General features: G+C 71.0%; 27 protein-coding genes. 2 read left to right on the top strand and 25 right to left on the bottom strand.

What is annotated here, in order from left to right; all coding sequences use genetic code 11:
- Nucleotides 1-33 precede the first annotated feature (33 nt).
- The 6 genes from rlmN to rpsB all read right to left on the bottom strand — a co-directional run bounded on the left by rlmN (nt 34) and on the right by rpsB (nt 6,326).
- Nucleotides 34-1,140: a dual-specificity RNA methyltransferase RlmN gene (rlmN, locus tag QQS16_RS29070; RefSeq protein WP_286065005.1), complete on the bottom strand. Its 1,107-nt coding sequence runs from the start codon at nt 1,138-1,140 to the stop codon at nt 34-36.
- A gap of 405 nt (nt 1,141-1,545) precedes the next feature.
- Nucleotides 1,546-2,787, bottom strand: a complete 1,242-nt coding sequence (locus tag QQS16_RS29065; RefSeq protein ID WP_286065004.1) for a phosphatidate cytidylyltransferase — start codon at nt 2,785-2,787, stop codon at nt 1,546-1,548.
- Entirely contained in the window at nt 2,787-3,344 is a 558-nt protein-coding gene (gene frr, locus QQS16_RS29060) for a ribosome recycling factor (protein ID WP_286065003.1), read from the bottom strand. Before frr ends, QQS16_RS29065 begins: the two co-directional genes overlap by 1 nt.
- 169 nt (nt 3,345-3,513) lie before the next feature.
- The gene (gene pyrH / locus QQS16_RS29055) at nt 3,514-4,272 is read right to left on the bottom strand and encodes a UMP kinase (RefSeq protein WP_286065002.1); all 759 of its coding nucleotides are present in this window, start codon (nt 4,270-4,272) and stop codon (nt 3,514-3,516) included.
- Nucleotides 4,273-4,455: 183 nt separating this feature from the next.
- Entirely contained in the window at nt 4,456-5,292 is an 837-nt protein-coding gene (tsf, locus tag QQS16_RS29050; RefSeq protein ID WP_286065001.1) for a translation elongation factor Ts, read from the bottom strand.
- A gap of 95 nt (nt 5,293-5,387) precedes the next feature.
- A complete protein-coding gene (rpsB, locus tag QQS16_RS29045; RefSeq protein ID WP_286065000.1) occupies nt 5,388-6,326 on the bottom strand; it encodes a 30S ribosomal protein S2 in 939 nt (312 codons plus the stop codon).
- Between the two features lie 272 nt (nt 6,327-6,598).
- On the opposite strand from rpsB, the gene QQS16_RS29040 reads away from it, so the two are divergent.
- Nucleotides 6,599-7,186: a murein hydrolase activator EnvC family protein gene (locus tag QQS16_RS29040; protein ID WP_502963855.1), complete on the top strand. Its 588-nt coding sequence runs from the start codon at nt 6,599-6,601 to the stop codon at nt 7,184-7,186.
- A 561-nt stretch (nt 7,187-7,747) separates the two neighbouring features.
- Here the strand turns inward: QQS16_RS29040 and QQS16_RS29035 are convergent.
- The 18 genes from QQS16_RS29035 to proS all read right to left on the bottom strand — a co-directional run bounded on the left by QQS16_RS29035 (nt 7,748) and on the right by proS (nt 22,576).
- Nucleotides 7,748-8,305 carry a TetR/AcrR family transcriptional regulator gene (locus QQS16_RS29035; RefSeq protein WP_286066490.1) on the bottom strand — a complete coding sequence of 186 codons (558 nt, stop codon included), beginning with the start codon at nt 8,303-8,305 and terminating at the stop codon, nt 7,748-7,750.
- 94 nt (nt 8,306-8,399) lie between these two features.
- Nucleotides 8,400-9,242 (bottom strand): RNA polymerase sigma factor WhiG, encoded by an 843-nt coding sequence (whiG, locus tag QQS16_RS29030; protein WP_286064998.1) that lies wholly within the window; start codon nt 9,240-9,242, stop codon nt 8,400-8,402.
- Between the two features lie 270 nt (nt 9,243-9,512).
- Entirely contained in the window at nt 9,513-10,673 is a 1,161-nt protein-coding gene (gene dprA, locus QQS16_RS29025; protein WP_286064997.1) for a DNA-processing protein DprA, read from the bottom strand.
- Nucleotides 10,670-12,295, bottom strand: a complete 1,626-nt coding sequence (locus QQS16_RS29020) for a YifB family Mg chelatase-like AAA ATPase (protein WP_286064996.1) — start codon at nt 12,293-12,295, stop codon at nt 10,670-10,672. Before QQS16_RS29020 ends, dprA begins: the two co-directional genes overlap by 4 nt.
- Nucleotide 12,296: 1 nt before the next feature.
- Nucleotides 12,297-12,659, bottom strand: a complete 363-nt coding sequence (locus QQS16_RS29015) for a YraN family protein (protein ID WP_286064995.1) — start codon at nt 12,657-12,659, stop codon at nt 12,297-12,299.
- A gap of 142 nt (nt 12,660-12,801) precedes the next feature.
- On the bottom strand, nt 12,802-13,110 hold the full coding sequence (locus QQS16_RS29010) for a DUF2469 domain-containing protein (RefSeq protein ID WP_194040121.1): 309 nt from the start codon (nt 13,108-13,110) through the stop codon (nt 12,802-12,804).
- Between the two features lie 56 nt (nt 13,111-13,166).
- Nucleotides 13,167-13,691: an NUDIX hydrolase gene (locus QQS16_RS29005; protein WP_286064993.1), complete on the bottom strand. Its 525-nt coding sequence runs from the start codon at nt 13,689-13,691 to the stop codon at nt 13,167-13,169.
- On the bottom strand, nt 13,681-14,457 hold the full coding sequence (lepB, locus tag QQS16_RS29000; protein WP_286064992.1) for a signal peptidase I: 777 nt from the start codon (nt 14,455-14,457) through the stop codon (nt 13,681-13,683). The genes QQS16_RS29005 and lepB (QQS16_RS29000) overlap by 11 nt, the downstream gene beginning before the upstream one ends.
- 152 nt (nt 14,458-14,609) lie before the next feature.
- Nucleotides 14,610-15,587, bottom strand: coding sequence for a signal peptidase I (gene lepB, locus QQS16_RS28995; protein ID WP_286064991.1), 978 nt, complete (start codon nt 15,585-15,587; stop codon nt 14,610-14,612).
- Nucleotides 15,475-16,572, bottom strand: a complete 1,098-nt coding sequence (lepB, locus tag QQS16_RS28990) for a signal peptidase I (RefSeq protein WP_286064990.1) — start codon at nt 16,570-16,572, stop codon at nt 15,475-15,477. The genes lepB (QQS16_RS28995) and lepB (QQS16_RS28990) overlap by 113 nt, the downstream gene beginning before the upstream one ends.
- Nucleotides 16,565-17,308 carry a signal peptidase I gene (gene lepB / locus QQS16_RS28985; RefSeq protein ID WP_286064989.1) on the bottom strand — a complete coding sequence of 248 codons (744 nt, stop codon included), beginning with the start codon at nt 17,306-17,308 and terminating at the stop codon, nt 16,565-16,567. The genes lepB (QQS16_RS28990) and lepB (QQS16_RS28985) overlap by 8 nt, the downstream gene beginning before the upstream one ends.
- 45 nt (nt 17,309-17,353) lie before the next feature.
- Complete coding sequence (rplS, locus tag QQS16_RS28980) at nt 17,354-17,704, bottom strand: 50S ribosomal protein L19 (RefSeq protein WP_013000407.1); 351 nt, start codon at nt 17,702-17,704, stop codon at nt 17,354-17,356.
- Nucleotides 17,705-17,838: 134 nt separating this feature from the next.
- Nucleotides 17,839-18,672, bottom strand: a complete 834-nt coding sequence (trmD, locus tag QQS16_RS28975; RefSeq protein WP_286064986.1) for a tRNA (guanosine(37)-N1)-methyltransferase TrmD — start codon at nt 18,670-18,672, stop codon at nt 17,839-17,841.
- Entirely contained in the window at nt 18,669-19,226 is a 558-nt protein-coding gene (rimM, locus tag QQS16_RS28970) for a ribosome maturation factor RimM (protein ID WP_286064984.1), read from the bottom strand. Before rimM ends, trmD begins: the two co-directional genes overlap by 4 nt.
- A gap of 109 nt (nt 19,227-19,335) precedes the next feature.
- Nucleotides 19,336-19,575, bottom strand: a complete 240-nt coding sequence (locus QQS16_RS28965; RefSeq protein WP_005479813.1) for an RNA-binding protein — start codon at nt 19,573-19,575, stop codon at nt 19,336-19,338.
- A 5-nt stretch (nt 19,576-19,580) separates the two neighbouring features.
- Nucleotides 19,581-20,000: a 30S ribosomal protein S16 gene (rpsP, locus tag QQS16_RS28960; RefSeq protein ID WP_286064980.1), complete on the bottom strand. Its 420-nt coding sequence runs from the start codon at nt 19,998-20,000 to the stop codon at nt 19,581-19,583.
- A gap of 297 nt (nt 20,001-20,297) precedes the next feature.
- Nucleotides 20,298-20,900, bottom strand: a complete 603-nt coding sequence (locus QQS16_RS28955; RefSeq protein ID WP_286064979.1) for a hypothetical protein — start codon at nt 20,898-20,900, stop codon at nt 20,298-20,300.
- A gap of 260 nt (nt 20,901-21,160) precedes the next feature.
- A complete protein-coding gene (gene proS / locus QQS16_RS28950) occupies nt 21,161-22,576 on the bottom strand; it encodes a proline--tRNA ligase (RefSeq protein WP_286064978.1) in 1,416 nt (471 codons plus the stop codon).
- A gap of 200 nt (nt 22,577-22,776) precedes the next feature.
- On the opposite strand from proS, the gene QQS16_RS28945 reads away from it, so the two are divergent.
- Nucleotides 22,777-23,634 carry a methyltransferase domain-containing protein gene (locus tag QQS16_RS28945; RefSeq protein ID WP_286064977.1) on the top strand — a complete coding sequence of 286 codons (858 nt, stop codon included), beginning with the start codon at nt 22,777-22,779 and terminating at the stop codon, nt 23,632-23,634.
- Nucleotides 23,635-23,744: 110 nt separating this feature from the next.
- On the opposite strand, the gene ffh is transcribed toward QQS16_RS28945, so the two are convergent.
- Nucleotides 23,745-25,298: a signal recognition particle protein gene (gene ffh / locus QQS16_RS28940; RefSeq protein ID WP_286064976.1), complete on the bottom strand. Its 1,554-nt coding sequence runs from the start codon at nt 25,296-25,298 to the stop codon at nt 23,745-23,747.
- Nucleotides 25,299-25,753: the final 455 nt, after the last annotated feature.

Raw genomic sequence — 25,753 nt, 5'->3', positions numbered from 1 at the left:
GGACCATATGACAATGTACTGACGCCGGTCAGACTACCTCTCGGTGGCCGCGAGCTGACCACACGCCCCGTCGATCTCCTGTCCACGGGTGTCCCGGACGGTCACCGGCACACCGTGGGCGGCGATGGCCTCGACGAACGCCTTCTCGTCCTCGGGGCGGGATGCGGTCCACTTCGACCCCGGCGTCGGGTTCAGCGGGATCAGGTTGACGTGTACGGGCTTGCCCCTGAGCAGCCGCCCGAGCCGGTCACCACGCCAGGCCTGGTCGTTGATGTCCCGGATCAGCGCGTACTCGATGGACAGCCGGCGCCCGGACCGCTCCGTGTACGCGAAGCCGGCGTCCAGGACCTCGCGCACCTTCCACCGCGTGTTCACGGGGACGAGGGTGTCGCGCAGCTCGTCGTCGGGGGCGTGCAGGGAGATGGCGAGCCGGCACTTGAAGCCCTCGTCGGTGAAGCGGTTGATCGCCGGAACGAGACCGACCGTCGAGACGGTGATCCCGCGCTGCGACAGCCCGAGCCCGTCCGGTTCGGGGTCGGTGAGCCGCCGGATGGCCCCGACGACCCGGTTGTAGTTGGCCAGCGGCTCGCCCATGCCCATGAACACGATGTTGCTCAGCCGCGCCGGACCACCGGGGATCTCGCCGTCCCTGAGCGCCCGCATCCCGTCCACGATCTGGTGCACGATCTCGGCGGTGGACAGGTTCCGGTCCAGGCCGGCCTGCCCGGTCGCGCAGAACGGGCAGTTCATCCCGCAGCCCGCCTGGGAACTGATGCACATGGTCACCCGGTCCGGGTAGCGCATGAGCACCGACTCGACCAGCGTCCCGTCGAACAGCCGCCACAGCGTCTTGCGGGTGGTGTCCTGGTCGGTCGACAGGTGCCGCACGACCGTCATCAGCTCGGGAAGCAACGCCTCCTGGAGCCGGCCGCGGGACCCGGCCGGGATGTCGGTCCACTCCTGCGGATCGTGCGCGTACCGCGCGAAGTAGTGCTGCGAGAGCTGCTTGGCACGGAACGGTTTCTCACCGACCGCGGCAACCGCCTCTTTGCGCTCGGCGGGCGTGAGATCGGCGAGATGCCGCGGCGGCTTCTGGGCTCCGCGCGGGGCGACGAAAGTGAGTTCTCCGGGTGCAGGCATAACCCATCCAGTGTCGCAGATCCACAGCAGTGACCCGGGCCGCCGGAATCCGGGCACCGGACCGGCTCCGCCACCGCCTCCGAAGGGCCCGGGAGCGCGTCGGAAGACGCCGCCGGCCACCGTGGCGACCCACGCCCCGTGATGCTTCCCACCGGTGGGACGTCCGGCAGTACAGGCGCGGCTTGCGCCGTCCGCCCCGGTCGATGAGTGTCGTGCACCGACGACACGGCAGATCACCGCGACACCGGCCGTCGTCTCCCGGACGCGCTCTCCCCATGATCCGGACTGTCACGAGCCGATTCCGCGGCGGTCCAGGACTCCCCCGCCGGACGGTCGGCAACGCCCCCGCCCGCCACGACGTGGGCCCCCGCCGAAACGGGGGCCCACCGGGACGACGTGCGACCGTCAGCCGGATCCGACGAAGAGCACCAGCAGCAGCCACACCACCGGTGCCGTCGGCAGCAAGGAGTCCAGCCGGTCCATGATGCCGCCGTGCCCCGGCAGCAGCGTGCCCATGTCCTTGATGCCGAGGTCCCGCTTGATCATCGACTCGCCGAGGTCACCCAGCGTGGCGCTGGCCGCGACCGCGAACCCCAGCACCAGGCCCTGCCACCAGGTGCCGTCGTCGATCAGGAAGTGCATGCACAGCGCGCCCGCGACCATCGCGAACGACACCGCGCCGAGCAGGCCCTCGCGGGTCTTGCCGGGGCTGATGCGCGGGGCGAGCTTGTGCTTGCCGAAGCGCCAGCCGACGGCGTAAGCACCGGTGTCGCTGACGACGGTCAGCAGCAGGAACGTCAGCACGCGACGCGGCCCGTCGTCGGCCGTGAGCATCATGGCGACGAAGGTGGCCAGGAACGGGACGTAGAACGCGGCGAAGACGCCCGCCGTGACGTCCTTGAGGTAGCCCTCAGGTGGTTCGGTCATCCGCCAGACCAGGACGGCCAGCGCGGTGAGCGCCATCGCCACCCACGCGCCCTCGGCGCCCCGGACGTACCCGGAGACCACCATGGCCGCACCGCCGACCGCCAGCGGAACGAGGGGCGCCCTGATGCCCTTGCGCTCCTCCAGCCGCCGGGTCAGCTCCCACAGGCCCACCACGACGGCGACCGCGACCACGCCGACGAACGCGGCCTTGACGACGAACAGGGACGCGACGATCACCACGCCGAGTCCGACGCCGACCCCTATGGCCGCACCCAGGTCACGACCCGCGCTCTTCTTCTGCGGCGCGGACGCCGGCTGCGGGGCGTCGGGCATGGGCTCCGGATTCTGCGGCACCGCCCCGGAGGGCCGCGCCTGCGGCGTGTCGTACCGCCCGTGGGCGGAGGCCTGCGGCGTGTCGTACGGCCCGTGGGCGGCGGCCCGCGGCGTGTCGTAAAGCTGCGGAGTCCGCGGGGCGTCGTACGACTGCGTGTGCGGCGTCTCCTCGCGGAACAAGGGGCCGCTCAGCCGAGCGGCCCCCCGGTCGTCATCCTGGTCTCCGCCGTACGCGGGTACCTCGGGCACGATGGGCATGGGGCGAGTGTGCTGCGCGTCATGCGCATCGTACGCGGGACCCGCCGGGGCAGCCCCCTGGACAGGCCCCTGGTCCGACGGCCCCCAGTACCCGGCGGGTGGCGGCGCTCCCCAGGAAGAGTCGTTCATCAGACCTCGAGCAGCTCCGCTTCCTTGTGCTTGAGGAGTTCGTCCACCTGGGCGACGTACTTGTGGGTGGTGTCGTCGAGGTCCTTCTCCGCACGACGGCCCTCGTCCTCGCCGACCTCGCCGTCCTTGACGAGCTTGTCGATCGCGTCCTTGGCCTTGCGGCGCACCGCGCGGATGGAGACCTTGCTGTCCTCGGCCTTGCTCCGGGCGACCTTGATGTAGTCGCGGCGGCGCTCCTCGGTGAGCTCGGGGAACACCACTCGGATGATGTTGCCGTCGTTGCTCGGGTTGACGCCCAGGTCGGAGTCGCGGATCGCCTGCTCGATGTTGCGCAGCGCGCTCTTGTCGAACGGGGTCACGACCGCCATGCGCGGCTCCGGCACGGAGAACGAAGCCAGCTGGTTGATCGGCGTCGGCGCACCGTAGTAGTCGGCCACGATCTTGTTGAACATCGCCGGGTGCGCACGCCCGGTGCGGATCGCGGCGAAGTCCTCCTTGGCGACCACGACGGCCTTCTCCATCTTCTCCTCGGCCTCGAGGAGGGTCTCTTCGATCACCACTTGCTCCTGCGTGTCTTGAGTAGGCCCGGCTGCGGTTCCTTGACGGAGGCGGCGGCCGGCTGCGTCGCGTCTTCTTCCTGCACGGTTCCCGACCGGCGAAACATTGTCCATCCCCCGGTCGGGGTCCGACCCGTCCGTCCCCCGGACGGGGTGGTGCCCCGGGTCGTCAGTCCCGACTGCCCTGGTCACCCACCAGCGTGCCGATCTTCTCACCCTTGACGGCGCGGGCGATATTGCCCTCGGCCAGGAGTTCGAAGACCAGGATCGGGAGCTTGTTGTCGCGGCACAGGGTGATCGCGGTCATGTCGGCGACCTTGAGGTCGCGGGTGATGACCTCGCCGTAGCCGAGGGAGTCGAACTTGACCGCGTCCCGGTTGGTCTTCGGGTCGGAGTCGTAGACCCCGTCCACGCCGTTCTTGCCCATGAGCAGCGCCTCGGCGTCGATCTCCAGGGCCCGCTGGGCGGCGGTGGTGTCGGTGGAGAAGTACGGCATGCCCATCCCGGCGCCGAAGATGACCACGCGGCCCTTCTCCAGGTGGCGCACGGCCCGCAGCGGGATGTACGGCTCGGCGACCTGGCCCATGGTGATGGCGGTCTGCACCCGGCTGTCGATGCCCTCCTTCTCCAGGAAGTCCTGGAGGGCGAGGCAGTTCATGACGGTGCCGAGCATGCCCATGTAGTCGGAGCGGGCCCGGTCCATGCCGCGCTGCTGGAGTTCGGCGCCACGGAAGAAGTTGCCGCCGCCGATGACGACCGCGATCTCCGCGCCGTCCCGCACGACCGCCGCGATCTCCCGCGCGATCTTGTGCACCACGTCGGGGTCGACACCCAGGCCCCCGCCACCGGCGAACGCCTCTCCGGACAGCTTCAGCAGAAACCGCCCGCGTACTTTGCCGTCGTCGCTCTTGTGGGCCTTGGTGGTCATGGCGTTCTCTTCTTTCACGTGTCGCACATACGAAGAAGGCCACTGCCGATGGGGTGTCGTTCGCAACCCATGCGCGGCAATGGCCTCCTCGTCAGATCTGCTGTCGTCCGCCACACACGTGACGGCGTACGCGGACGACTGCTGCCGACCCTATCCGGGTCGCGCGTCGATCGCGGTACGGACTCAGATGCCGACCTTGATGCGCGTGAAGCGCTTCAGGGTGACACCGGCCTCGTCCAGAACCTTCTGGACCGACTTCTTGTTGTCGAGCGCGTACGGCTGGCCCAGGAGCGTGGCGTCCTTGAAGAAGCCGTTGAGGCGACCCTCGACGATCTTCGGCAGGGCGGCCTCGGGCTTGCCCTCGGCGCGGGTGGTCTCCTCGGCGACGCGGCGCTCGGACTCGACGACCTCGGCCGGCACGTCCTCCTTGGAGAGGTACTTCGGCGCGAAGGCGGCGATGTGCTGGGCGACGCCCTTGGCGATCTCGGCGTTGGGCTTGTCGAGCTCGACGAGGACACCGATCTGCGGCGGCAGGTCGGGCATCGTGCGGTGCATGTACGCCGTCACGAAGCCGTCGGAGAACTGCGAGAAGCGGTCCAGGACGATCTTCTCGCCCAGGTTGGCGTTGGCCTCGTCCACGAACGCCTGGACGGTCTTGCCGGGCTCGATCTCGGAGGCGAGCAGCGCCTCCAGGTCGGCCGGGGAGCTCTTGGCGACGTGCTCGGCGATCGTGTTGGCGACGGCCTGGAACTTGTCACCCTTGGCGACGAAGTCCGTCTCGCACTTCAGCTCGACGAGGACACCGGAGGAGTTGTCGTCGGCGATGATCGAGACCACGGCGCCGTTCTCGGCGGAGCGGCCCTCGCGCTTGGCGACGCCCTTCTGGCCCTTGATGCGGAGCGCCTCGACAGCCTTCTCGACGTTGCCCTCGGCCTCGTCCAGCGCCTTCTTGCAGTCCATCATGCCGGCGCCCGTGAGCTCACGGAGCTTCTTGACGTCGGCGGCGGTGTAGTTCGCCATGATTTCTGGAATCTCTCTCGAAGTCCGAAGATCTACGGGCCGAACGGCGGGGGCTTCGTGGGCCCCCGCCGTCCAGTACCCGAAGGGGTGAGGGGTCAGGCCTGCTCGGCGTCCGCGGCAGGGGCCTCGGCGGCAGCCTCGGCCGGGGCCTCGGCGGCGGGAGCCTCGTCGGCGGCGGCCTCGGCGGCCGGCGCCTCCTCAGCGGCCGGAGCCTCGGCGGCGGGCGCCTCGGCGGCAGGGGCCTCGGCCTCGTCCGCCTTCTTCTCGCCCTCGAGCAGGTCGCGCTCCCACGCGGCCAGCGGCTCGCCCGCGGCCTTGTCGCCCTTGCCCTCGGTGGCGACACCGGAGCGGGAGATGAGGCCCTCGGCGACCGCGTCCGCGATCACACGGGTGAGCAGCGTGACGGAGCGGATCGCGTCGTCGTTGCCGGGGATCTTGTAGTCGACCTCGTCGGGGTCGCAGTTGGTGTCGAGGATGGCGACGACCGGGATGTTGAGCTTCCGGGCCTCGCCGACCGCGATGTGCTCCTTCTTGGTGTCCACGATCCAGACGGCGCTGGGCACCTTGGACATCTCGCGGATACCACCGAGGGTCTTCTCCAGCTTGGCCTTCTCGCGCGAGAGCACGAGAAGCTCCTTCTTGGTCAGACCGGACGCGGCGACGTCGTCGAAGTCGATCTGCTCGAGCTCCTTGAGGCGCTGCAGACGCTTGTAGACGGTCGAGAAGTTGGTGAGCATGCCGCCCAGCCAGCGCTGGTTGACGTAGGGCATGCCGACGCGGGTGGCCTGCTCGGCGATGGCCTCCTGCGCCTGCTTCTTCGTGCCGACGAACATGACCGTGCCGCCGTGGGCGACGGTCTCCTTGACGAACTCGTAGGCGCGGTCGATGTACGACAGCGACTGGAGCAGGTCGATGATGTAGATGCCGTTGCGCTCCGTGAAGATGAACCGCTTCATCTTCGGGTTCCAACGACGGGTCTGGTGACCGAAGTGGACGCCGCTTTCCAGCAGCTCCCGCATCGTGACGACGGCCATGGCCGTACTCCTTGGTGTTCTCGGTTGTGCCGCGCGCGCCGGATGGCACTCGCGCCTGACGCCCGCGATGCGCCTTGCCGCTAGGGACCGAGAGGCGCTGACACCGGCTGTTTGACGGCCAGATGTCGGGGCGTGCGAAGTCGACCCGGTGACCCGGATCGCCAAAGAAAGTGTACGGGACCCGCGAGGCACCGGGTGACGCCACTGTCCACAACCGGGGAGTGGTCCACAGGCCGCGGTCGTGCTCGCGCCGGATGCGGGACGGTTCCGGCATGCGAGCGAATCGATGCGTGGCGACGTGGGCAGTGGCACTGCTGCTCCTGGCAGCGGTGCTGACCTCCCCGGCCGGACCGGGCGGCCGGGCGGTCACCCTCGCCCCCGCGGCCACGGACGCCTCTGTCCCGCCCCTCGGCCGCGGCTGGCCCGTGGGCACCCGTCCCCCGGTCCTGCGCGGCTGGCTCCCCCCGGCGACGGTCTACGGCCGCGGCCACCGGGGCGTCGACCTGGCGGCCGCTCCCGGCACCCCGGTACGGGCGGTGGCGGCGGGCCGGGTCTCCTTCGCGGGCCGGGTGGCGGGCCGGGGCGTCGTCGCGGTGCAGCTCACGGGAACCGGCGATCCCCCACTGCGCACGACGTACGAGCCGGTACGTGCGTCGGTGCGCAAGGGCGACGAGGTGGCGGCGGGCGAGGCCCTGGGCACGGTGGAACCGACGGGCTCCCACTGCGCGGCTCCGTGCGTCCACTGGGGCCTGCGCAGAGGCGAGGCCTACCTGGACCCGCTGTCGCTGCTGCCGCCCTGGCTCCTGCGCCGCGGGCCGTCACGACTGCTGCCGGTGATCGGCGTCCCCCTGCCCTCGTAGCCGCCGGGTCGGGTCATGGTGACCGTGGAAGTCCGGCCGCTGGAGCGGTGCCCTGGGGAGGCTGCTTCCCGGGACAGGGCGCCGTCCTCCGCCGGGCGAAAGGCGGCCTTCCGGGTGGGGTGCTCTCCTTCCCCGGGGAAAGCCGTCCTCCGGGCCGACTGCCCTTCCTCCGGGCCGACTGCCGTTCCTCCGGGCTTACTGCCTTTCCTCCGGGCCGACTGCCTTTCCTCCGGGCTTACTGCCTTTCCTCCGGGCCGACTGCCGTTCCTCCGGGCTTACTGCCTTTCCTCCGGCCGGCGTGCCGTCCCCCCGAACTGGAAGACGCCTCCGCCCGGAGGAGGACGGAGTCCTGCCCGGCGAGACGGCGCCCCAGCTCAGACGGACGGCTTCCATCCGGAGGGAGACGGGAGCGCGCCCCGACAGACACCACTCCACACGGAGGTACAACACCTCGCCCGGGCGGACAGCGCCCCGCCCGGAGACAGCGCCCACATGCGCCGCACCGCGCGGCCGGGACCGCTCGACCCCGGACCGCTCCACCGCCCGCCGGCACCGCCCGTCTCAGCCCCGCACGCCCCGCAGGGCCATGCAGACCGCCGCCTCGGTGATCACCGTCGGCTCCTCCGCCGCCCCCAGCTCGATCCGCCGCACGGCCGCGTCCACGACCCCCTGCAGCAGCATGGCCGCCATCCGGGGCTGCGCGTGTCCCATCTCCGCCAACGCCTCGACGATCATCGCGACCAGCCCCCCGTGGGCGGCCCGGATCTTCTCCCGGGCTCTCGCGTCCAGCTCACTCGCGGAGATCGCCACCACGGCCCGGTGGCGCCGGTCCCCGACCAGGGCCAGCTGCTGCCGGACGTACGCCTCGACCTTGCCCTCGGGTGTCCCGGCCCGCTCCATCGCCGCCGACACCTCCGCCGCCCAGACGGGAAAGTCGGCCTCGCACAGCTCCTCGACCACGGCGGCCCGCGAGCGGAAGTACTCGTACACCGACGAGCGCGCGAGGCCCGTCCGCTCGGCGAGGGCGGGGAAGGTCAGCGCCTCCGTCCCGCCTTCGGACAACAGGGAACGAGCCGCGTCCAGCAGGGCGGCTCGCTGCATCGACCGGTGCTCGGCCACGGAGGCCGCTCGAATCCTTGGCACGCCGACCACTGTACGGACGGACCGTCCCGGACGGGAGTCACTGCGCCCGACCGGACTTCATCCGGCCAGGTCAACGGCCGAAGCTCGCCAGCTTCGCACGCAACTGGAGCACGGACTTGGTGTGGATCTGACTCACCCGGCTCTCGGTCACCCCCAGCACGTTCCCGATCTCGGCGAGCGTGAGTCCCTCGTAGTAGTACAGCGTCACGACGGTCTTCTCCCGCTCGGGCAGCGTGTTGATCGCCCGCGCCAGGAACCGCCGCAGCTCCCGGTCCTCGGCCACCTCGACCGGGTTGTCCGCGGCGGTGTCCTCCAGCGTGTCCATGACGCTGAGCCCGTCCCCGCCCTCACCCCCGACGTGCAGCAGCTCCTCCAGCGCCACCACGTTGGCCAGCGACAACTGGCTGAACACCGCGTGGAGTTCTTCGACCGCGATGCCCATCTCGGCGGCCACCTCCCCCTCCGACGGGGTCCGTCTCAGGCGCGCCTCCAACGTCGCGTACGCCCGCTCCACGTTGCGTGCCTTCTGCCGCACCGACCGGGGGATCCAGTCCAGCGCGCGCAGCTCGTCGATCATCGCGCCGCGGATCCGGGTGATGGCGTACGTCTCGAACTTGATCTCCCGGTCGACGTCGAACTTCTCGATCGCGTCGATCAGCCCGAAGACCCCGGAGGACACGAAGTCCGCCTGTTCCACGTTGGGCGGCAGGCCCACGCTCACCCGCCCCGCCACGTACTTGACCAGCGGCGAGTAGTGCAGGATCAGCTGCTCGCGCAGCCGCTCGTCTCCTGTCGCCTTGTACGACCGCCACAGCTCGTCGACGGTCGAGGGAGCGGGCGGCCGTACGCTGCCACCCTCGCGGGCGGCTGGGGGGATCGCCGCCCGGTCGGACCCGGAGGTGTGCTGGGGCATTCGTCGCCTTGTGCCGTTCTGCCGTGAAGTGGTGCTGTCTGGGTGAGCTGTCGGTCTGATGCCGAGTTGCCTGTCCGCGTCGGAATCCTCGTGAGCGTAGCGTGACTGAGGCGTCGCAGTGCGCGAACGGCGTCGTCCGCGGCGCGCGCGGACCCGTTCCGCCGGACGTCCCGCGGCGTCCGGCCGATCGCTCTGTGTGATCAAGGGACCAGGTCAACTGCGGGAATCCGCAAGGGTGTCAGGTTCCCCCGGACGGCCGAACACGCACCGTCAGCACCCACGTCGCCCACCTCGTACGGCCGTCATCGACTGGCGTGTCAACTTCCAGCCGTCGCCGTGTCGTTCGACGTAACCGAGTGATCGGAGTTCGTACAGCCTCGCGACCGCGTCGTCCGGGGTGGTCTGGGCGCCGCGCGCGATCTCCTCGGGGGGCGCCGTGCCGCGCCCGGGCAGCGCGGCCAGGACCCGCCGGGCGGCGGCGTCGAGGAGGTCGCGCGGCAGTACCGGCCCACGCCGGTCCGGGGCCAGTTCGCCCATGTCGCCGACGAGTTCCACGACTTCGGCGGCGTCGGTGACCAGTACCGCGTCCTGGCGCAGCAGCTCGTGCACACCGGCGGACAGGCCGCTGGTGGCGGGCCCCGGCACGCCCATGGTGTGGCGGCCCAGCCTCCGGGCCGCCCGTGCCGTGACCAGGGAACCGCTCCGGTAGGCGGCCTCGACGATGACGGTGCCCCGGGTGAGCGCGGCGATCACCCGGTTCCGCAGCACGAATCTGCTCGGCGTCGGATGGTCGCCGGGCGGCAACTCCCCCAACACCAGGCCCTGTTCGGCGATCCTGCTGATCAACTGGGCATGTCCGCGCGGGTAGGGCCGGTCGACACCGCAGGCCAGCACGGCGACGGTGGCGCCGCCCGCGCCGAGGGCACCGCGGTGGGCGGCACCGTCGACCCCGTAGGCCCCGCCGGACACCACGACCCAGCCGCGCTCGGCGAGACCGGCGGCGAGGGTGGCCGCCATGTGCGCGCCGTACTCGGTGCAGGCGCGGGCGCCGACCACGGCCACCGACCTCAGCGCCCACATCCGCAGGCTGGCCCGGCCCCGGACCCACAGCCCGAGGGGCCGCGCGTCACCGAGATCGTCGAGCTGCCCCGGCCACTCGGCGTCACCCGGCGCCACGAACCGCACCCCGGCCTCCCGGGCGACGGCGAGGTCCCGCCCCGGCTCGGCCTGCCCGGCCCGCCCCAGCAGCCCCGCCCAGCGTTTCCCGCTCACCCCGGGAAGGGGCGGCCCGCCCGCCCGCAACCGCCGCGCCACCGCCTCCGCACCGAGCTCGCGCACCCAGCGCCCGGCGGCCTCGTCCCCGGGCTCGACGACCCGGGTGAGGAAGACACGGTCGAGCAGACCGCGGCCTTCTTCGTCGGCGGCGTTCATGTCAGCGCCCCGAGGGCCATGGGCACACCGCGGGGCACGCCGGTACGCAGTTGCAGGGCCAGGGCGACGTCCGTCGCGTCGGGCCGGTCGTGGCCGACGAGGTCCGCGACGGTCCAGGCCACCCGCAGGACGCGGTCGAGCCCCCGAGCGGTCAGGACACCCCGCTCCAGACTCCGCTCCGCCTCGTCCATGGCGCCGCGCACCGCGTACCAGCGGCTGCGCAGTTCGCGTCCGGGCACCTCGCTGTTGGTGCGCCAGGGTGTGCCGGTCAGACGGGCCAGCGCGCGTGCCCGGGCCTCGCGGACCCGGTCGGCCACGGTCGCCGTCGAGTCGCCCCGCGTCCCGCTCCCGGTCAGTTCGGAGCGGCTGACGTGGTCCACCTCGACGCGCAGGTCGACCCGGTCGAGCAGCGAGCCGGACAGCCTGGACTGGTAGCGGCGGATCGCGGAGGGCGGGCACTCGCACAGGTCGCCGGTCCGGGTGAAGCGTCCGCACGGGCACGGGTTGGCCGCGAGCACCATCAGGAACTTCGCCGGGAAGCGCACGACGCCCGCACTGCGCGCGATCACGACGTGCCCCGCCTCCAGCGGCTGCCGGAGGGCGTCCAGGGCCCGGCTGCTGAACTCCGGGGTCTCGTCCAGGAACAGGACGCCACGGTGGGAGAGCGAGACCGCCCCGGGCCGCGCGATGCCGTTGCCGCCGCCGACCAGTGCCTGCATGGTCGCCGAGTGGTGCGGGGCGCAGTAGGGGGCGACGTCGACCAGGGGCCTGCCCGCGGGCAGCAGCCCCGCCACCGAGTGCACCGCCGTGACCTCCAGCGATTCCTGCCGGCTGAGCCGGGGCAGGATGGCGGGCAGCCGCTCCGCGAGCATCGTCTTGCCGGCCCCGGGCGGCCCCTCGAGGAACAGGTGGTGCCCGCCCGCGGCGGAGACCTCCACCGCCGTACGGGCCGACACCTGGCCCACGACGTCGGCCAGGTCGCGGCCGAGGTCGAGCTGGGCGGCGCCCATGCTGTGCATGCCGGTGGCCGCGCCCGTGCCGGGCATCCGCAGTCCGGCGAGCAGCGGGTCGGGGCGGCCCGTCTCGTCCGGCTCCTCGTCGGGCACGGGCTCGTCCGCGAGGACGGCGATCAGCTGCCGCAGGGTGCGCACTCCCAGGACGGAGACGCCCGGCACCAGTGAGGCCTCGGCGGCGGCGCACTCCGGCACGACGACCTGCTCGTAGCCGGCGTCCGCCGCGGCCAGGACCGCCGGCAGGATGCCCCGGACCGGCCGCACCCGCCCGTCCAGGCCCAGCTCGCCGATCATCACGATGTCGGCGAGCACCCGGGGGTCGATCCGCTCGCCGGCCCCGAGCACCGCGCAGGCGACGGCGAGGTCGAAGCCGGACCCGCCCTTGGGCACCGATGCCGGGCTGAGCCCCACGGTGAGCTTCTTCTGCGGCCATTCGGCCCCCGAGTTGACCACCGCGGCCCGAACGCGGTCCCGGCTCTCCGTCAGGCTCTTGTCCGGCAGCCCCACCAGCGTGAACGCCGCCACCCCTGGTTCGAGGTCGGCCTGCACCTCGACCACCACGCCCTCGACGCCCACCAGCGCCACCGAGCAGGTCCGTGCGAACCCCATGTCAGGCCACCCCCCGCGCGTGCTCGACGACGGGCGCGCCGCGGCGGGGCAGGACGACGCCCACCAGGTCGATGCGGACGCCTCCCGGTGGCGCTCCTCCATGGGCGTGGATCCAGCGTTCGGCGAGGCCACGCAGGCGCCGCGCCTTGTCGGGGGTCACCGCGGCCATCGGGTGCCCGAAGGGCCCCGCTCGCCGGGTCTTGACCTCGCAGACGACCAGGACGTCGCCGTCCCGCGCCACGATGTCGATCTCTCCGGTCCTGCCGCAGCGCCAGTTGCGCTCCAGGACCGTCATCCCGGCCTCCGCCAGTCGCCGGGCGGCCAGGGTCTCGCCGTACTTGCCGAGTGCGCTTCGTGCGTTCATGTCGGCACCACCTCCGGCGCCAACCGTCACGCACGCGGGCCCACCCGAGTGGATCTTGGTGGACTACTCACCGGTTGTGGAAAACTCGGTCACCCACCAGGGGTGTCCTCGACCGGGACCGACCTCCAGCGAGGGGGAACCGTCATCCGCTCGGCAGCTCGAGGTCGTTCTTGTTCAGCTCCTCGATGTTCACGTCCTTGAACGTGAGGACCCGCACCTGCTTCACGAACCGGGCCGGCCGGTACATGTCCCACACCCAGGCATCCGCCATGGACACCTCGAAGAACACCTCGCCCTGGACCGAGTGCACCTGCATCTCGTAGTCGTTGGTGAGGTAGAAACGTCGCTCGGTCTCGATCACGTACTTGAACAGACCGACGACATCGCGGTACTCCCGGTAGAGCTTGAGCTCCATCTCGGTCTCGTACTTCTCGAGGTCCTCGGCGCTCATGGCATGTTCCCCTTCAGCCGTGCGATCCCACCATTGTGCGCCAGTCCCGCGAGCCCCTAGACGATTTCGGTGTCCAGGGTCACGGGCCCGGCCGGGGGACCTTCGTCGAGCAGCCTCTGGAGCAGCTCGGCGAGTCTGGTCGGATACACCGTCTCATGTGCCCGGGTCAGTTCCTGACAGGTCCACCAGCGCGCTCCTGCGACGCTGCGCCGCTCCAGTTCGGTCAGGCCCAGCGCCCGGGTCGCCGTCTGGGTGGTCCGGGCCAGGTAGTACCACTCGTCCTGGTCCCAGCGGCGGCCCGCGAACGGGAACGAGCACGTCCGCCGCCACAGCATCGGGCCGAGTTCGACCTCGGTGATGCCGGTCTCCTCCGCGAGTTCCCTGAGCGCGGCCTCTTCACGAGTCTCGTCGCCCTCCAGACCACCACCGGGCGTGAACCACCAGTCGTCGGCCGGATCGTCCGGCTCGTGGCCGTGCAGGAGCAGGATGCGGTCGCGCGGGTCGAGCAGCACCACCCGGGCGACCCTGCGCAGCCCGCCGTCGTACGTGTCCGCGCCGGGGTCCGCCGCCTCAGTGGGCACCGGCGGGCCCCGTCCGGCTCCGGGAGCGCCCGCCCAGCAGCTTGGCGACCGGTCCGTACGCTCCGCCGCCCAGGACGAGCACCGCGCCGACGACGATCAGGACGCCGATCGTACTCAGCGGCCCGGGTGTGGACAGCGCACCGAGCGCCTCGAAGCCGGCCGGCCGCTTCAGCATGCCGTCCATGGGCCACACGACGGCGTCCACGCGGGCCGTGACGGCGTCCCGCGCCACGGTGCCGCTCGCCGCGTCGGTGAGGTGGGCCGTGGAGTCCAGCGAGCCCTGGCGCTCGTCACCGAGCAGGAAGAGCCGGCCCTTCGGCACGGTCACGGCCGGGAAGGCCGTGTCCTCGGCGAGGCTGCCCGCGGGCAGATACGGTTCGTCGATCTGCTTGCCGTTGACGGTCAGCTTGCCGTTCGTGCAGCAGGCCACGGTGTCCCCGCCGACCGCGACCACCCGCTTGACCACGAGGGCGTTGGTCACCCAGGCCGTGTCCTTGAAGACGACGACGTCACCGCGGCGTACCTCGTCACCGTCCACGCGCTCGGCCAGGATCCGCTCGCCGGCGTCGATCGTCGGCGTCATCGAGCTGGTGGGCACGGTGTAGGGCCGGTAGACCACCGCTCCCCAGGCGAACCCGCCGAGGAACAGCACAAGGCCCAGTGCGACGGCCAGTCCGGACAGTCGCTGTCCGGTCCGGCTGCCCACCGGGCCCGTGTCCGCGCCACCGCCGCGCGGGACCGTACGTGTCGTGCTCTCGCCACCCATGGGTCCGCACCCTACCCGGCGGTACCTGACCCGGTCAGCCCCTCCGGCCCGACCAAGGTCACCAGCGCGCGAGGGCGTGAGGCGCCGCGGCCGTACGACCGGAACGTCCCGTCCGTACGGCCCGGGAGCCACCGCGTGGTGCGGCGGCTCCGTCAGCGGGTCTGGGCGGCGGCGGTCTTCCGGCGGCGCCACAGGGCCACCGGCAGAACGCCGACGAGGGCGATCCCGTTCGGGGCGATGGCGAGGGTGGCGGAGGACACCGACTGGGCCTTCAGCCCGTCCTGGTCGAACGTGTCCGGGACCGGCAGGGTGCCCCAGCGGTTGATCGGCCAGGCCTTCACCACGGCCCGCCCGACGACCTCGTCCACCGGCACCATGCCCTTGTTCCGGTCGTTCCGGTTGTAGCGCGAGTCCCGCGAGTTCTGCCGGTGGTCGCCCATCACCCAGATGAAGCCCTCGGGCACCTTCACCGTGAACTGACCGCCCTGGTCGTCGACACTGCACGGGGTGTTGCCCGGGTACACGTACGGCTCGTTCAGCGCCTTGCCGTTGACCGTGAGCGGGCCGCTGTTCTTGCACGAGACGGTGTCGCCGCCCACGCCGACGACGCGCTTGATGAGGTCCTTCTCCTCGGCGGACGGCATCAGGCCGATCCAGCTGAGGAACGTCTGCACCGCGTTCGGGTCCGTCGTCGGCTCGCCCGCCAGCCACTTGTCGGGGTCGTGGAAGACCACGACCTCGCCGCGCTCCGGCTCGGAGCCGAACCACGGGGTGAGCTTGTCGACCAGAACCCGGTCGCCCTCCTGGAGGGTGTTCTGCATCGAGTCGGACGGGATGGAGAACGCCTGCACCAGGAAGGTCTTGATCAGCAGCGCCAGCACCAGCGCGATACCGATCAGGATGGGCAGCTCCTTCCAGAAGGAGCGGGGCTTCTTCCCCTGCGAGCCCGGCTCACCGGGTCCCTGGCCGTCCGTCCCTGTCCGCTCGGTCACCGTGCCGTCCTCGGCCGCCCCGGAGTCATTCCCGGGGGTCACGGCGCTGTCCGCGGCCGGGACGGCTGTCTCCGCGGGACGCCCGCGGTGCTCCTCGCCGTCGTGTCCGGACCGTGCGCCAACCGCCACATCCCCCACGCCAACTCCTTACTCTGTGCCGCCGCTGCCTGCCCCATACACGGCGCAGGCCCACCACTCCCATAACGAGCGGGAGTTCCGCAGGGCTCGGGAGCTGGACCGATCCGTTCGGATCGTCGGGTGCAACCCTAAGCGACGGCGCGGCGGCCGCGGTCGACCCGGAGACCGAGTCGGACACGGAGGCATAGGTTTTCGGCTCCTCCAGCTTGCTCCAGTGGCCGAAGGGCCAGGCGATGACCATGGCCCGTCCCACCACCGAGTCCTCGGAGACCGTGCCCCCGTAGTCGGTGTCCTGGTGCGCGCGGGAGTCCGCGGAGTTGTCCCGGTGGTCGCCCATCACCCACAGCCGTCCCTGCGGCACGGTGATGTCGAACTGTGTCGTGGACGGGACGTTGCCGGGGTACAGGTAGTCCTCGTTCAGGGGAACTCCGTTGACGGTGACCCTTCCCTGGGCGTCACAGCACGTGACACGGTCGCCGCCGACGCCGACGACCCGCTTGATGAGGTCCTTCTCGTTCTCGGACGGCAGCAGGCCGATGAAGGTGAGCCCCTCCTTGACCTGCTTGACGACGATGGGATCCTCCTTCGTCGTGGTGGGCTGCTCGTCCTGGAGCCAGCCACCGGGGTCCTTGAAGACGACGACGTCCCCGCGCTGCGGCCTGGAGCCGAACCACGGGGTGAACTTGTCCACGAGAACCCGGTCGCCGATCTGGATCGTCTGCTCCATCGAGCCGGACGGGATCACGAACGCCTGGACGAGGAACGTCTTCAGGACGAGGGCGATGAGGACGGCGACGCCGACCAGGAGGGGGATCTCCTTGATCGCGGAGCGCCTGCGGCGCCGCTTGACCTTGCGCTGGAGCTTGCGCCGCTCGGCACGGCTGCGCCCGGAGGCCGCGCCGGCGAAGGCGCGCCGGGAGCCGGTGGGCAGCAGGTTGTCGGCCGCGCTGCCCGACATCCCGCGCGGTTTACCGCGGTTACCCATGGGCGCCCGCCGCGGTGGTCGGTTCGCCGGCCCCTTCGGCGGCGGGCACGCGCGCGTACGCGTCGGGGCGGTGCAGGCGGGCGAAGTGGCCGGCGGGCCACAGGACCCAGTCGGCCCGGCCGATCACGAGGTCGACGGGGATCATGCCGCCGCCCGGTGAGCCCAGGTGGTCGCGGGAGTCGCTGGAGTCGCTGCGGTGGTCACCGAGGACGAAGAGGGTGCCCCGGGGCACGACGACGTCGAAGGGCACCGTGGACGGGCTGTCGCCGGGATACAGGAACGTCGTCTCGTCGACGGACCGGGAGTTCACCTCGATCCTCCCCTCCTTGTCACAGCAGACCACGTGGTCTCCCCCCACGCCCACAACGCGTTTGATGTAGTCCGCGTCCCCGAAGTACCCGGTGCCGTCGAACACGACGACATCGCCGCGCTGCGGCTCGGCACCGAAACGGTACGCCAACTTATTTACGAGAACCCGGTCCCCGATCCTCAATCCACGCTCCATGGATCCGCTGGGGATCTGGAACGGCTGCACCACGAACGTGCTGAGCAGCAGCAGGAAAACGAGGCAGGCCAGCAGGGTCAGGGTGATCCGCCCGCCGGGCAGCCAGTCGGCGGCCCGGGACACCAACGCGAAACGCGACCGTTCCTCCGGCGCTCCGGTGTCCGAGTTCTCCTCGGCAACGGAAGGGCGGGAGGAGCGGTCGCGCTCCGTCGGCTGTGCTTCGGTGTCCATCGGGGCCAGATGCTATCCGGCCCCGCTGTGACGTCCGGAAAGCGCTCAGTTGTCGCGCTTCTCCTTGATCTTCGCGGCCTTGCCGCGCAGCTCGCGCAGGTAGTACAGCTTCGCGCGGCGCACGTCACCGCGGGTGACGAGCTCGATCTTCTCGACGATCGGGGTGTGCACCGGGAACGTGCGCTCGACGCCGACGGAGAAGGAGACCTTGCGGACCGTGAAGGTCTCGCGGACACCGGCACCCTGGCGACGGATGACTACGCCCTTGAACTGCTGCACACGGGAGCGGTTGCCCTCGATGACGCGGACGTGGACGTTGACGGTGTCACCCGGGCGGAAGGCCGGGATGTCGCTGCGCAGCGACGCGGAGTCGACGGAGTCGAGCAGGTGAGACATTTCGTCTGCTTTCCTCGCTGATGCCACAGGTCATCAACGGAAACTAGGAGTTCTGAAGGAGAGCCGTGCGCATCGGGGCGGGCGTCGTGTCCCCCTGTGGCAGGGGCGCCCACCGGACGGCGCACAGCAGCGGCCTATTCTTCCACGCCCTCGGGCCTGCGCCAAAATCGGCCGTACGGCTCCCCCGCCGGGTCCGGGACCCAGCCCAGGATGGAGAGCGTCTCGCGGTCCTTCTTGTCGAAGACCTCGGGGTCGCAGCGCTCGATGAGATCGGGCCGGTGGGCGGCCGTACGCCTGAGGGCCTCGTCGCGGCGCCAGCGGGCGATCCTGCCGTGGTGGCCGCTGAGCAGCACGTCCGGGATCCCGTGCCCGCGCCACTGCGGCGGCTTGGTGTAGACGGGACCCTCCAGCAGGTTGGCCATCGTTCCGGGCGCGAAGGAGTCGTCCCGGTGCGACTCGGCGTTGCCCAGGACCCCGGGCAGCAGCCGCGCCACGGCCTCCGTGACGACCAGTACGGCCGCCTCCCCGCCGGCCAGGACGTAGTCGCCGATGGAGACCTCGTGGACGGGCATCCGGGTCGCGTACTCGTCGATGACACGGCGGTCGATGCCCTCGTAGCGGGCGGGCGTGAAGACCAGCCAAGGGCGCTCGGAGAGCTCCACGGCGAGTTCCTGGGTGAAGGGGCGGCCGCTGGGCGTGGGGACGATCAGCGTGGGCCGGCGGGCACCCGTCTCGTAGCCGTCCGCCAGGACCGCGTCGAGGGCCTCACCCCAGGGCTCGGTCTTCATGACCATGCCCGGACCGCCGCCGTACGGCGTGTCGTCGACGGTGTTGTGCCGGTCGTACGTCCAGGAGCGCAGGTCGTGCACGTGCACGTCCAGCTGTCCACGCGCGCGTGCCTTGCCGACGAGGGAGACGTTCAGGGGGTCGAGGTACTCGGGGAAGATCGTGACGACGTCGAGCCTCATGCGCTGTCGTCCTCGGCGGAGTCCCGCGAGGACACGACCTCGGCCCGGTCGTCGATCAGGCCGGGCGGCGGGGTGATGACCGCGCGCTGCTCCTCCAGGTCGATCTCGGCGACGATCTCCTCGACGAAGGGGATCAGCACCTCGCTGCCGTCGGGCCGCTCCACGACGAAGAGGTCCTGGGAGGGCAGGTGCGAGATCTCGGTGATCCGGCCGACCTCCACACCGTCCTCGGTGACGACGTCCAGGTCCATCAGCTGGTGGTCGTAGTACTCGTCCTCGCCCTCGGGCAGTTCCTCCGGGTCGATCTCGGCGATCAGGAGGGTGTTGCGCAGGGCTTCGGCGGCGGTGCGGTCGTGGACGCCCTCGAAGCGCAGCAGCAGACGGCCACTGTGGACACGGCCCGTCTCGATGGTCAGCGGTCCGGTGGAGGCCGGGTCCGTGGCCAGGACGGCGCCGGGGGCGAGCCTGAGTTCCGGCTCGTCGGTACGTACCTCGACGGTGACCTCGCCCTTGATGCCGTGGGCGCGGCCGACCCGTGCGACTACCAGCTGCACTGTGCTTGCTCTCCTGTCGGAACGACGGTGAGCCGGGATCGGCTCGTACGACTACGGGCCGGGGACGGCCCAGAGGCCCTCCCCGGCCCGAGCCGGTGCTGCGATCGCGTCAGCGGACGTGGTCCACGTCGACGAGGTCGACGCGGACACCGCGGCCGCCGATGGCGCCCACGACGGTACGCAGGGCGCGGGCGGTGCGGCCGTTGCGGCCGATCACCTTGCCGAGGTCGTCCGGGTGGACCCGGACCTCGAGCACGCGCCCACGACGCAGGTCACGCGAGGCGACCTGCACGTCGTCAGGGTTGTCGACGATGCCCTTCACGAGGTGCTCAAGCGCCTCTTCGAGCATGCTGCTCAGGCCTCGGTGGATGCGGACTCGGCGGGAGCCTCGTCCTTCTTCTCAGCCTTCTTCTTCTGGGTGATCGCCTCACCCTTGCCCTCGTCGTCGCCGCCGAGAGCCTCGAACGACGGACGCGCGGCCTTCTCGGCCGGCTGGAGCAGCGGAGCCGGGGCGGGCTCGCCCTTGAACTTCTGCCAGTCGCCGGTCTTCTTCAGGATGGCGAGCACGGGCTCGGTCGGCTGAGCGCCGACGGAGAGCCAGTACGCCACGCGGTCGGCGTCGACCTCGATGCGCGAGGGGTTCTGCACCGGGTGGTACAGACCGATCTCCTCGATGGCCCGGCCGTCACGGCGGGTACGGGAGTCGGCGACGACGATGCGGTAGTGAGGCGCACGGATCTTGCCCAGACGCTTCAGCTTGATCTTGACTGCCACGGGAGTTGGTTCTCCTGGTTTTGACGTGGTTGGGCACGGCGAGATGGCCGCGTGGGGTTGCGGTACCCGAGTGCCCGATGGACGCGTCAGCCGGAGGCGAGAGGGTTCCTGTGCGGCTGTCGAGTACAGCTAGCCATTGTGCCATACGCGGCGAGTCGTTCCGGACCGAGGGCGTGCGGTGCCGCCAGGCGGGACCCGCACCCGGCGCACTGCGGGATGCCGCCGCTACGACCGCGTCGGCACCCCGCGCTCACGCCGCCTGCTCGACCGGCACCCACGAGATGCCGGGAAAGGCAGTCAGCCGGCCGCCGCGCCCACGACCTCCGGGATCCTGAAGGGCTTGCCGCAGCCGCCGCAGACGATCGGGGCCTGCGCCAGGACCGACGGGACGACGCGGACGTTGCGCCCGCAGTCGCAGACGGCCTTGACGCGGACTCCGCCGCCGGAGGAGCCGTGGCGGGCGGCCGGTCCGCGGAACGTGCGGGAGGTGTCGGCGTTGGTCGCGGCCGTGTGGGCCTTGAGAGCGCGCTGGAGGCGCTCGATGGTCGGGCGGTAGCGGCGCTTCGCCTCGGGGGTGAGCATGACCAGGGAGAAGCCGCTGCTGGGGTGCGGCTCCTCGGGGTGGTCCAGGCCCATCTCCTCGGCGATCGCGAGGAATCTGCGGTTGTGGTAGCGGCCGGCACGGGAGGTGTCGCGGATACCGCGCGAGGCGGCGATGCCATGGACTGCCTCGTGAAGCAGTCGCTCGAAGGAGAGCTCGTGACCGCACGCGGACGACGACTCCCCGATCAGGGACTCTGGCGCGGCAAGATCGGGCAGCTCGGGGTGGTACCGCTGAATGTCGGCCCACGCCTGTGCCAGCTCTGCGGCGAGAACAGGTGGTGTCTGTGTCGTGCTCACGTAATGACAACGAGCCAGGGTGCCCGCGTGTTCCTATTCCGGGGCATCCCAAATAATTTGCACGTACCCGTCAGTTGGCACTGATGCGTCCGGACGAGGGCGGGTGCGCTGATCTGCGGAGAAGCCTCACAGCTCGTACCAATGTGGTGCGTAGCCTGACGTACGCCCCGGCGTGTAGATCGTGTCCACGCGCCGGGGTGGCTGGGGTCCGCGCGGGCGCAAGGGGCGTTTCGGCCGCTCTCGCGCCGGAGGGCGCCGCCTCAGTAGGCGCGCGCGACGATCGCGACGTTACCGGGCGCGTCGTCGGCGTCCGGCACCGACCCGTCCTCGGCGACCAGACACCGTACAGTCACCGCCTGCTCGCCCAGCCTGGCCTCGCCTTCCTCGCCGAGCACCGCCCAGGGCACGCGCGCCCAGCCGCCGGCGCCGGCCACCTCGACGGCCTCCTCGATCGTCGACACGTCGGACGTACGGGACTCGCGGCGCTCGCGGGACTGCCTCAGCAGCAGCGCCTGGTCCTCCTCGAGGAGCGCCGGCAGCAGTCCCGCCAGCGCGTCCAGGGACACCGGTTCCTTGCCGCCCGGAATGCGGCGTGCCAGCATCGCCGTGCCGTGCTCCAGGTCACGGGGCCCGACCTCGACCCGTACCGGCACACCCTTGAGCTCCCAGTCGACGGCGCGGCGGCCGAACGGGGTGTCGGTGCGGTCGTCGACGTGGACCCGCAGACCGGCCGCCCTCAGCTGATCGCCGACCTCGCGGACCTTGGCCAGAACCGCGTCGTCGCCCTTGATGGCCAGAACCACCACCTGGGTCTGCGCCAGGCGCGGCGGCACGCGCAGGCCGTGGTCGTCGCCGTGCATCATCACCAGGGCGCCGATCATGCGGGTGGTGGAGCCCCAGGAGGTCTGCCACACCAGTTCCTGCGTGCCCTCCCGCGACAGGTACCGGGTGTTGAAGGCCTTGGCGAAGTTCTGGCCCAGTTCGTGGCTGGTGGCCATCTGCAGGGCCTTGCCGTCGCCCATCATGCCTTCGAGCGTGAGGGTGTTGACGGCGCCGGCGAACCGCTCCCGGACGGTCTTGCGGCCGGGGACGACGTCCATCGCGAGGACGTTCACCATGAAGTCCTCGTAGACCTCGCGGTGGATGCGGGAGGCGAAGGCGCGGGCTTCCTCGTAGGTGGCGTGCGCCGTGTGGCCCTCCTGCCACAGGAACTCGGTCGTGCGCAGGAACAGGCGCGGCCGCAGCTCCCAACGGACCACGTTCGCCCACTGGTTGATCAGCAGGGGCAGATCCCGGTAGCTCTGCACCCACTTGGCGAAGTAGTCGTTGACGATCATCTCGGAGGTGGGCCGGACGACCGCCGGCTCCTCCAGTTCCTTGCCGCCGCCGTGGGTGACGACCGCGAGTTCCGGTGCGAAGCCCTCGACGTGGTCCGCCTCGCGCGTGAGGTAGGACTGCGGGATCAGCAGCGGGAAGTACGCGTTCTGGGTGCCCGTCTCCTTGATGCGGGTGTCCATCTCGGCCTGCATCCGCTCCCACAGCCCGTAGCCGTACGGTCGGATCACCATGGTGCCGCGCACCGGTCCGTTGTCGGCCAGTTCCGCCTTGGCGATCAGATCCTGGTACCAGCGCGGGAAGTCGTCCGCCCGCGGGGTGAGAACGGGTGCCTTTGCCATGGCGCGATGGTACGGGCCCAGGTTGCCGGAATGTGAAATCTCGCCACAGGCATGTGCGACTCACAAGCGGGACCCGACAACCCCTGGACGCGCGCTCTAGTGCGGAGTTACCTGGCATACGGGGGAAGTGCGAGCGCACTGCACGGGGGCCACAGAAAACAGGCACAAGGGCAACTCTCGGCGGATTGGGGCGCTTACCTATGACACCTACACTCGTGCGGCAGCACCGGACCGACGCGGGGCACCCACCCCGCCTTGACCTCGGTGCACGCGCGCGTGACTGGTCCGAGATCCAGGAGCGGATGCTGGTGCCGCTCTACGAAGCCGTCTACGAGCGACTCGACGTGGGCCCGCGGACACGGGTGCTGGGCCTCGGCTGCGGCTCCGGGCTGGCCCTGTTGATGGCGGCCTCCAGAGGCGCCGCGGTCACCGGTGTCGACGACTCCTCGCCCGAGCGGCTCGCCCTCGCGCGCGAGCGGCTGGTGCCGCGGGGATGGGAGGCACGCGCGCGTGGCGCGACGCGGCTCGTCGACGGAACGCCCGAGGACGCGGTCGACGCCAGGGCGTCCGCGTACACCCTGGTGACCGCCTTCGAGCCCATCGGGTGCCTCGGGGGCGACGCGGAGGGCCTCGGTTCACTGCTCGCGTCGGCGACGCCGCTGGCCGAGCGGGGGACGCCGGTGGTGCTGGCCGGCTGGGGTCCACCGGAGCGGTGCGCCACGTCGTCGGTACTGCGGGTGGCCGCCAAGCTGGCGGATCCGCCGCGCAGGTCGGGCCGTTGGCGCCCGGCCTACCGCGACGACCTGGAGGAGGTCGCCCAGCGGGCCGGCCTCCGGCCGGACGGCTCGGGCCGGGTCGCCTGCCCGTTCGGGTACGCCGATGTCGACAGCGCCGTACGCGGACTGTTGTCGACGGGGCTCTTCGACGCGGCGATCCACGCGACGGATCAGGCTCAGGTGGACAAGGAGCTGGCGGAGGCCCTGCATCCGCATCAGCGCCGGGACGGCACGGTGTGGATGCCGAACGTGTTCCGGTACCTGATCGCGCGCGTCCCCTAGGCCGCGGCCGGGCAACGGATTGGCCGGAAAGCAACGTCGCTGGGGGCGCCCCTCCCAAGAGGGGCGCCCCCAGCGACGTGTACGAGGTGCGCGCAGGACCGGACGAGCCGTCAGCCCATGAACTTCTTGAACTCGTCCGGCAGTTCGAAGTCCTGCGGGACCTGCTGGCCCGGCACGCCGAAGGCGCCGCCCGCCTGGGCCGCGGCGGCGCGGCGCGCTGCCTCCTCCTGCTCCTGCTGCTTGCGCTTCATCGGGTTGCCGGAGCGCTGCTTGCCCTTGGCCTTCTTCGGCTGCTTCTTGGAGCGGCCGGGACCGCCGCCCATGCCGGGGACTCCCGGCATGCCGGGCATGCCGCCGCCCTGGGCCATCCGGGACATCATCTTGCGGGCCTCGAAGAACCGCTCGACCAGGTTCTTCACGGCGCTGACGTCGACACCGGAGCCCTTGGCGATACGGGCGCGGCGCGAGCCGTTGATGATCGTCGGCTCCTGGCGCTCGGCCGGGGTCATCGACTTGATGATGGCGGCCGTGCGGTCGACGTCGCGCTCGTCGAGGTTGTTGATCTGGTCCTTGATCTGGCCCATGCCCGGGAGCATGCCGAGCAGCTTGCTGATGCTGCCCATCTTCCTGACCTGCTCCATCTGGGCCAGGAAGTCGTCGAGCGTGAAGTCCTCACCCTTCTTGGACGCCAGCTTGGAGGCCATCTTCTGGGCCTCTTCCTGGCTGAACGTCTTCTCCGCCTGCTCGATCAGGGTGAGCAGGTCACCCATGTCGAGAATGCGGGAGGCCATCCGGTCCGGGTGGAACGCGTCGAAGTCACCGAGCTTCTCGCCGTTGGAGGCGAACATGATCGGCTTGCCGGTGACCGAGGCGATCGACAGGGCGGCACCACCGCGCGCGTCACCGTCGAGCTTGGAGAGCACCACGCCGTCGAAGCCGACGCCGTCGCGGAAGGACTCGGCGGTGTTGACCGCGTCCTGGCCGATCATCGCGTCGACGACGAACAGGATCTCGTCGGGCGAGACCGCGTCCCGGATGTCCGCGGCCTGCCGCATCATCTCCTGGTCGATGCCCAGGCGGCCGGCGGTGTCCACGATCACGATGTCGTGGACCTTGGACTTGGCGAAACCGATGGAGTCCTTGGCGACCTTGACCGGGTCCCCGACGCCGTTGCCCGGCTCGGGCGCGTAGACCGCCACGCCGGCCCGGTCGGCGACCACGCTGAGCTGGTTCACGGCGTTCGGACGCTGGAGGTCACAGGCGACCAGGAGGGGCGAGTGGCCCTGCTCCTTCAGCCAGTGGCCGAGCTTGCCCGCGAGGGTGGTCTTACCGGCGCCCTGGAGACCCGCCAGCATGATCACGGTGGGCGGCTGCTTGGCGAAGCGCAGGCGCCGCGTCTCACCGCCGAGGATCGTGACGAGTTCCTCATTGACGATCTTCAGGACCTGCTGGGCCGGGTTGAGCGCCTTGGACACCTCGGCGCCCAGGGCCCGCTCCTTGACGTTCTTGATGAACGTCCGGACGACCGGCAGGGCCACGTCCGCCTCGAGGAGCGCGATGCGGATCTCGCGGGCCGTGGCGTCGATGTCCGCCTCGCTCAAGCGCCCCTTGCCGCGCAAGTTCTTGAAGGTCGCTGAAAGGCGATCGGAGAGAGTATCGAACACGGCGGCGTCGGTCCTCGGAGTCGGGGGCAGTGTGAGCGTCTTCCAGGGTATCCCGGCTCCACAAGACCGGGTCACGGTCGGACGGAGACCGGGGCACGGTCGGACGGAGACCGGGGCACGGTCGGACGGAGACCGGGGCACGGTCGGACGGAGACCGGGGCACGGTCGATCGGGCACCGGCGGTCGGTCGGCCTGTGCGGCCGGAGCGCGTCAGCCCCGCCTTCGGGACCCTGTCGACCGGAGCCCGAGCCGTGGCCGGCCCGTGGAACGGGCCCCGGTCCACCACAAGCCGGAGCACGATCGGCGCCGGAGGCCGAGCACGGTCGCGGGCCGGACACCGGTCGGCCGCGAGCCGGGCCACAGTCGGCCGGTGAGCCGGAAGCGGCGGCACGATCGCACCCCCGGCAGCGGAGTCCGGCCGACCGGAAGCCGTCGACCGGAACGTGGTCGGCGGG

The organism is Streptomyces sp. ALI-76-A (assembly GCF_030287445.1).
GTDB lineage: Bacteria > Actinomycetota > Actinomycetes > Streptomycetales > Streptomycetaceae > Streptomyces.
This window is presented reverse-complemented; position numbering and strand designations above follow the sequence as displayed.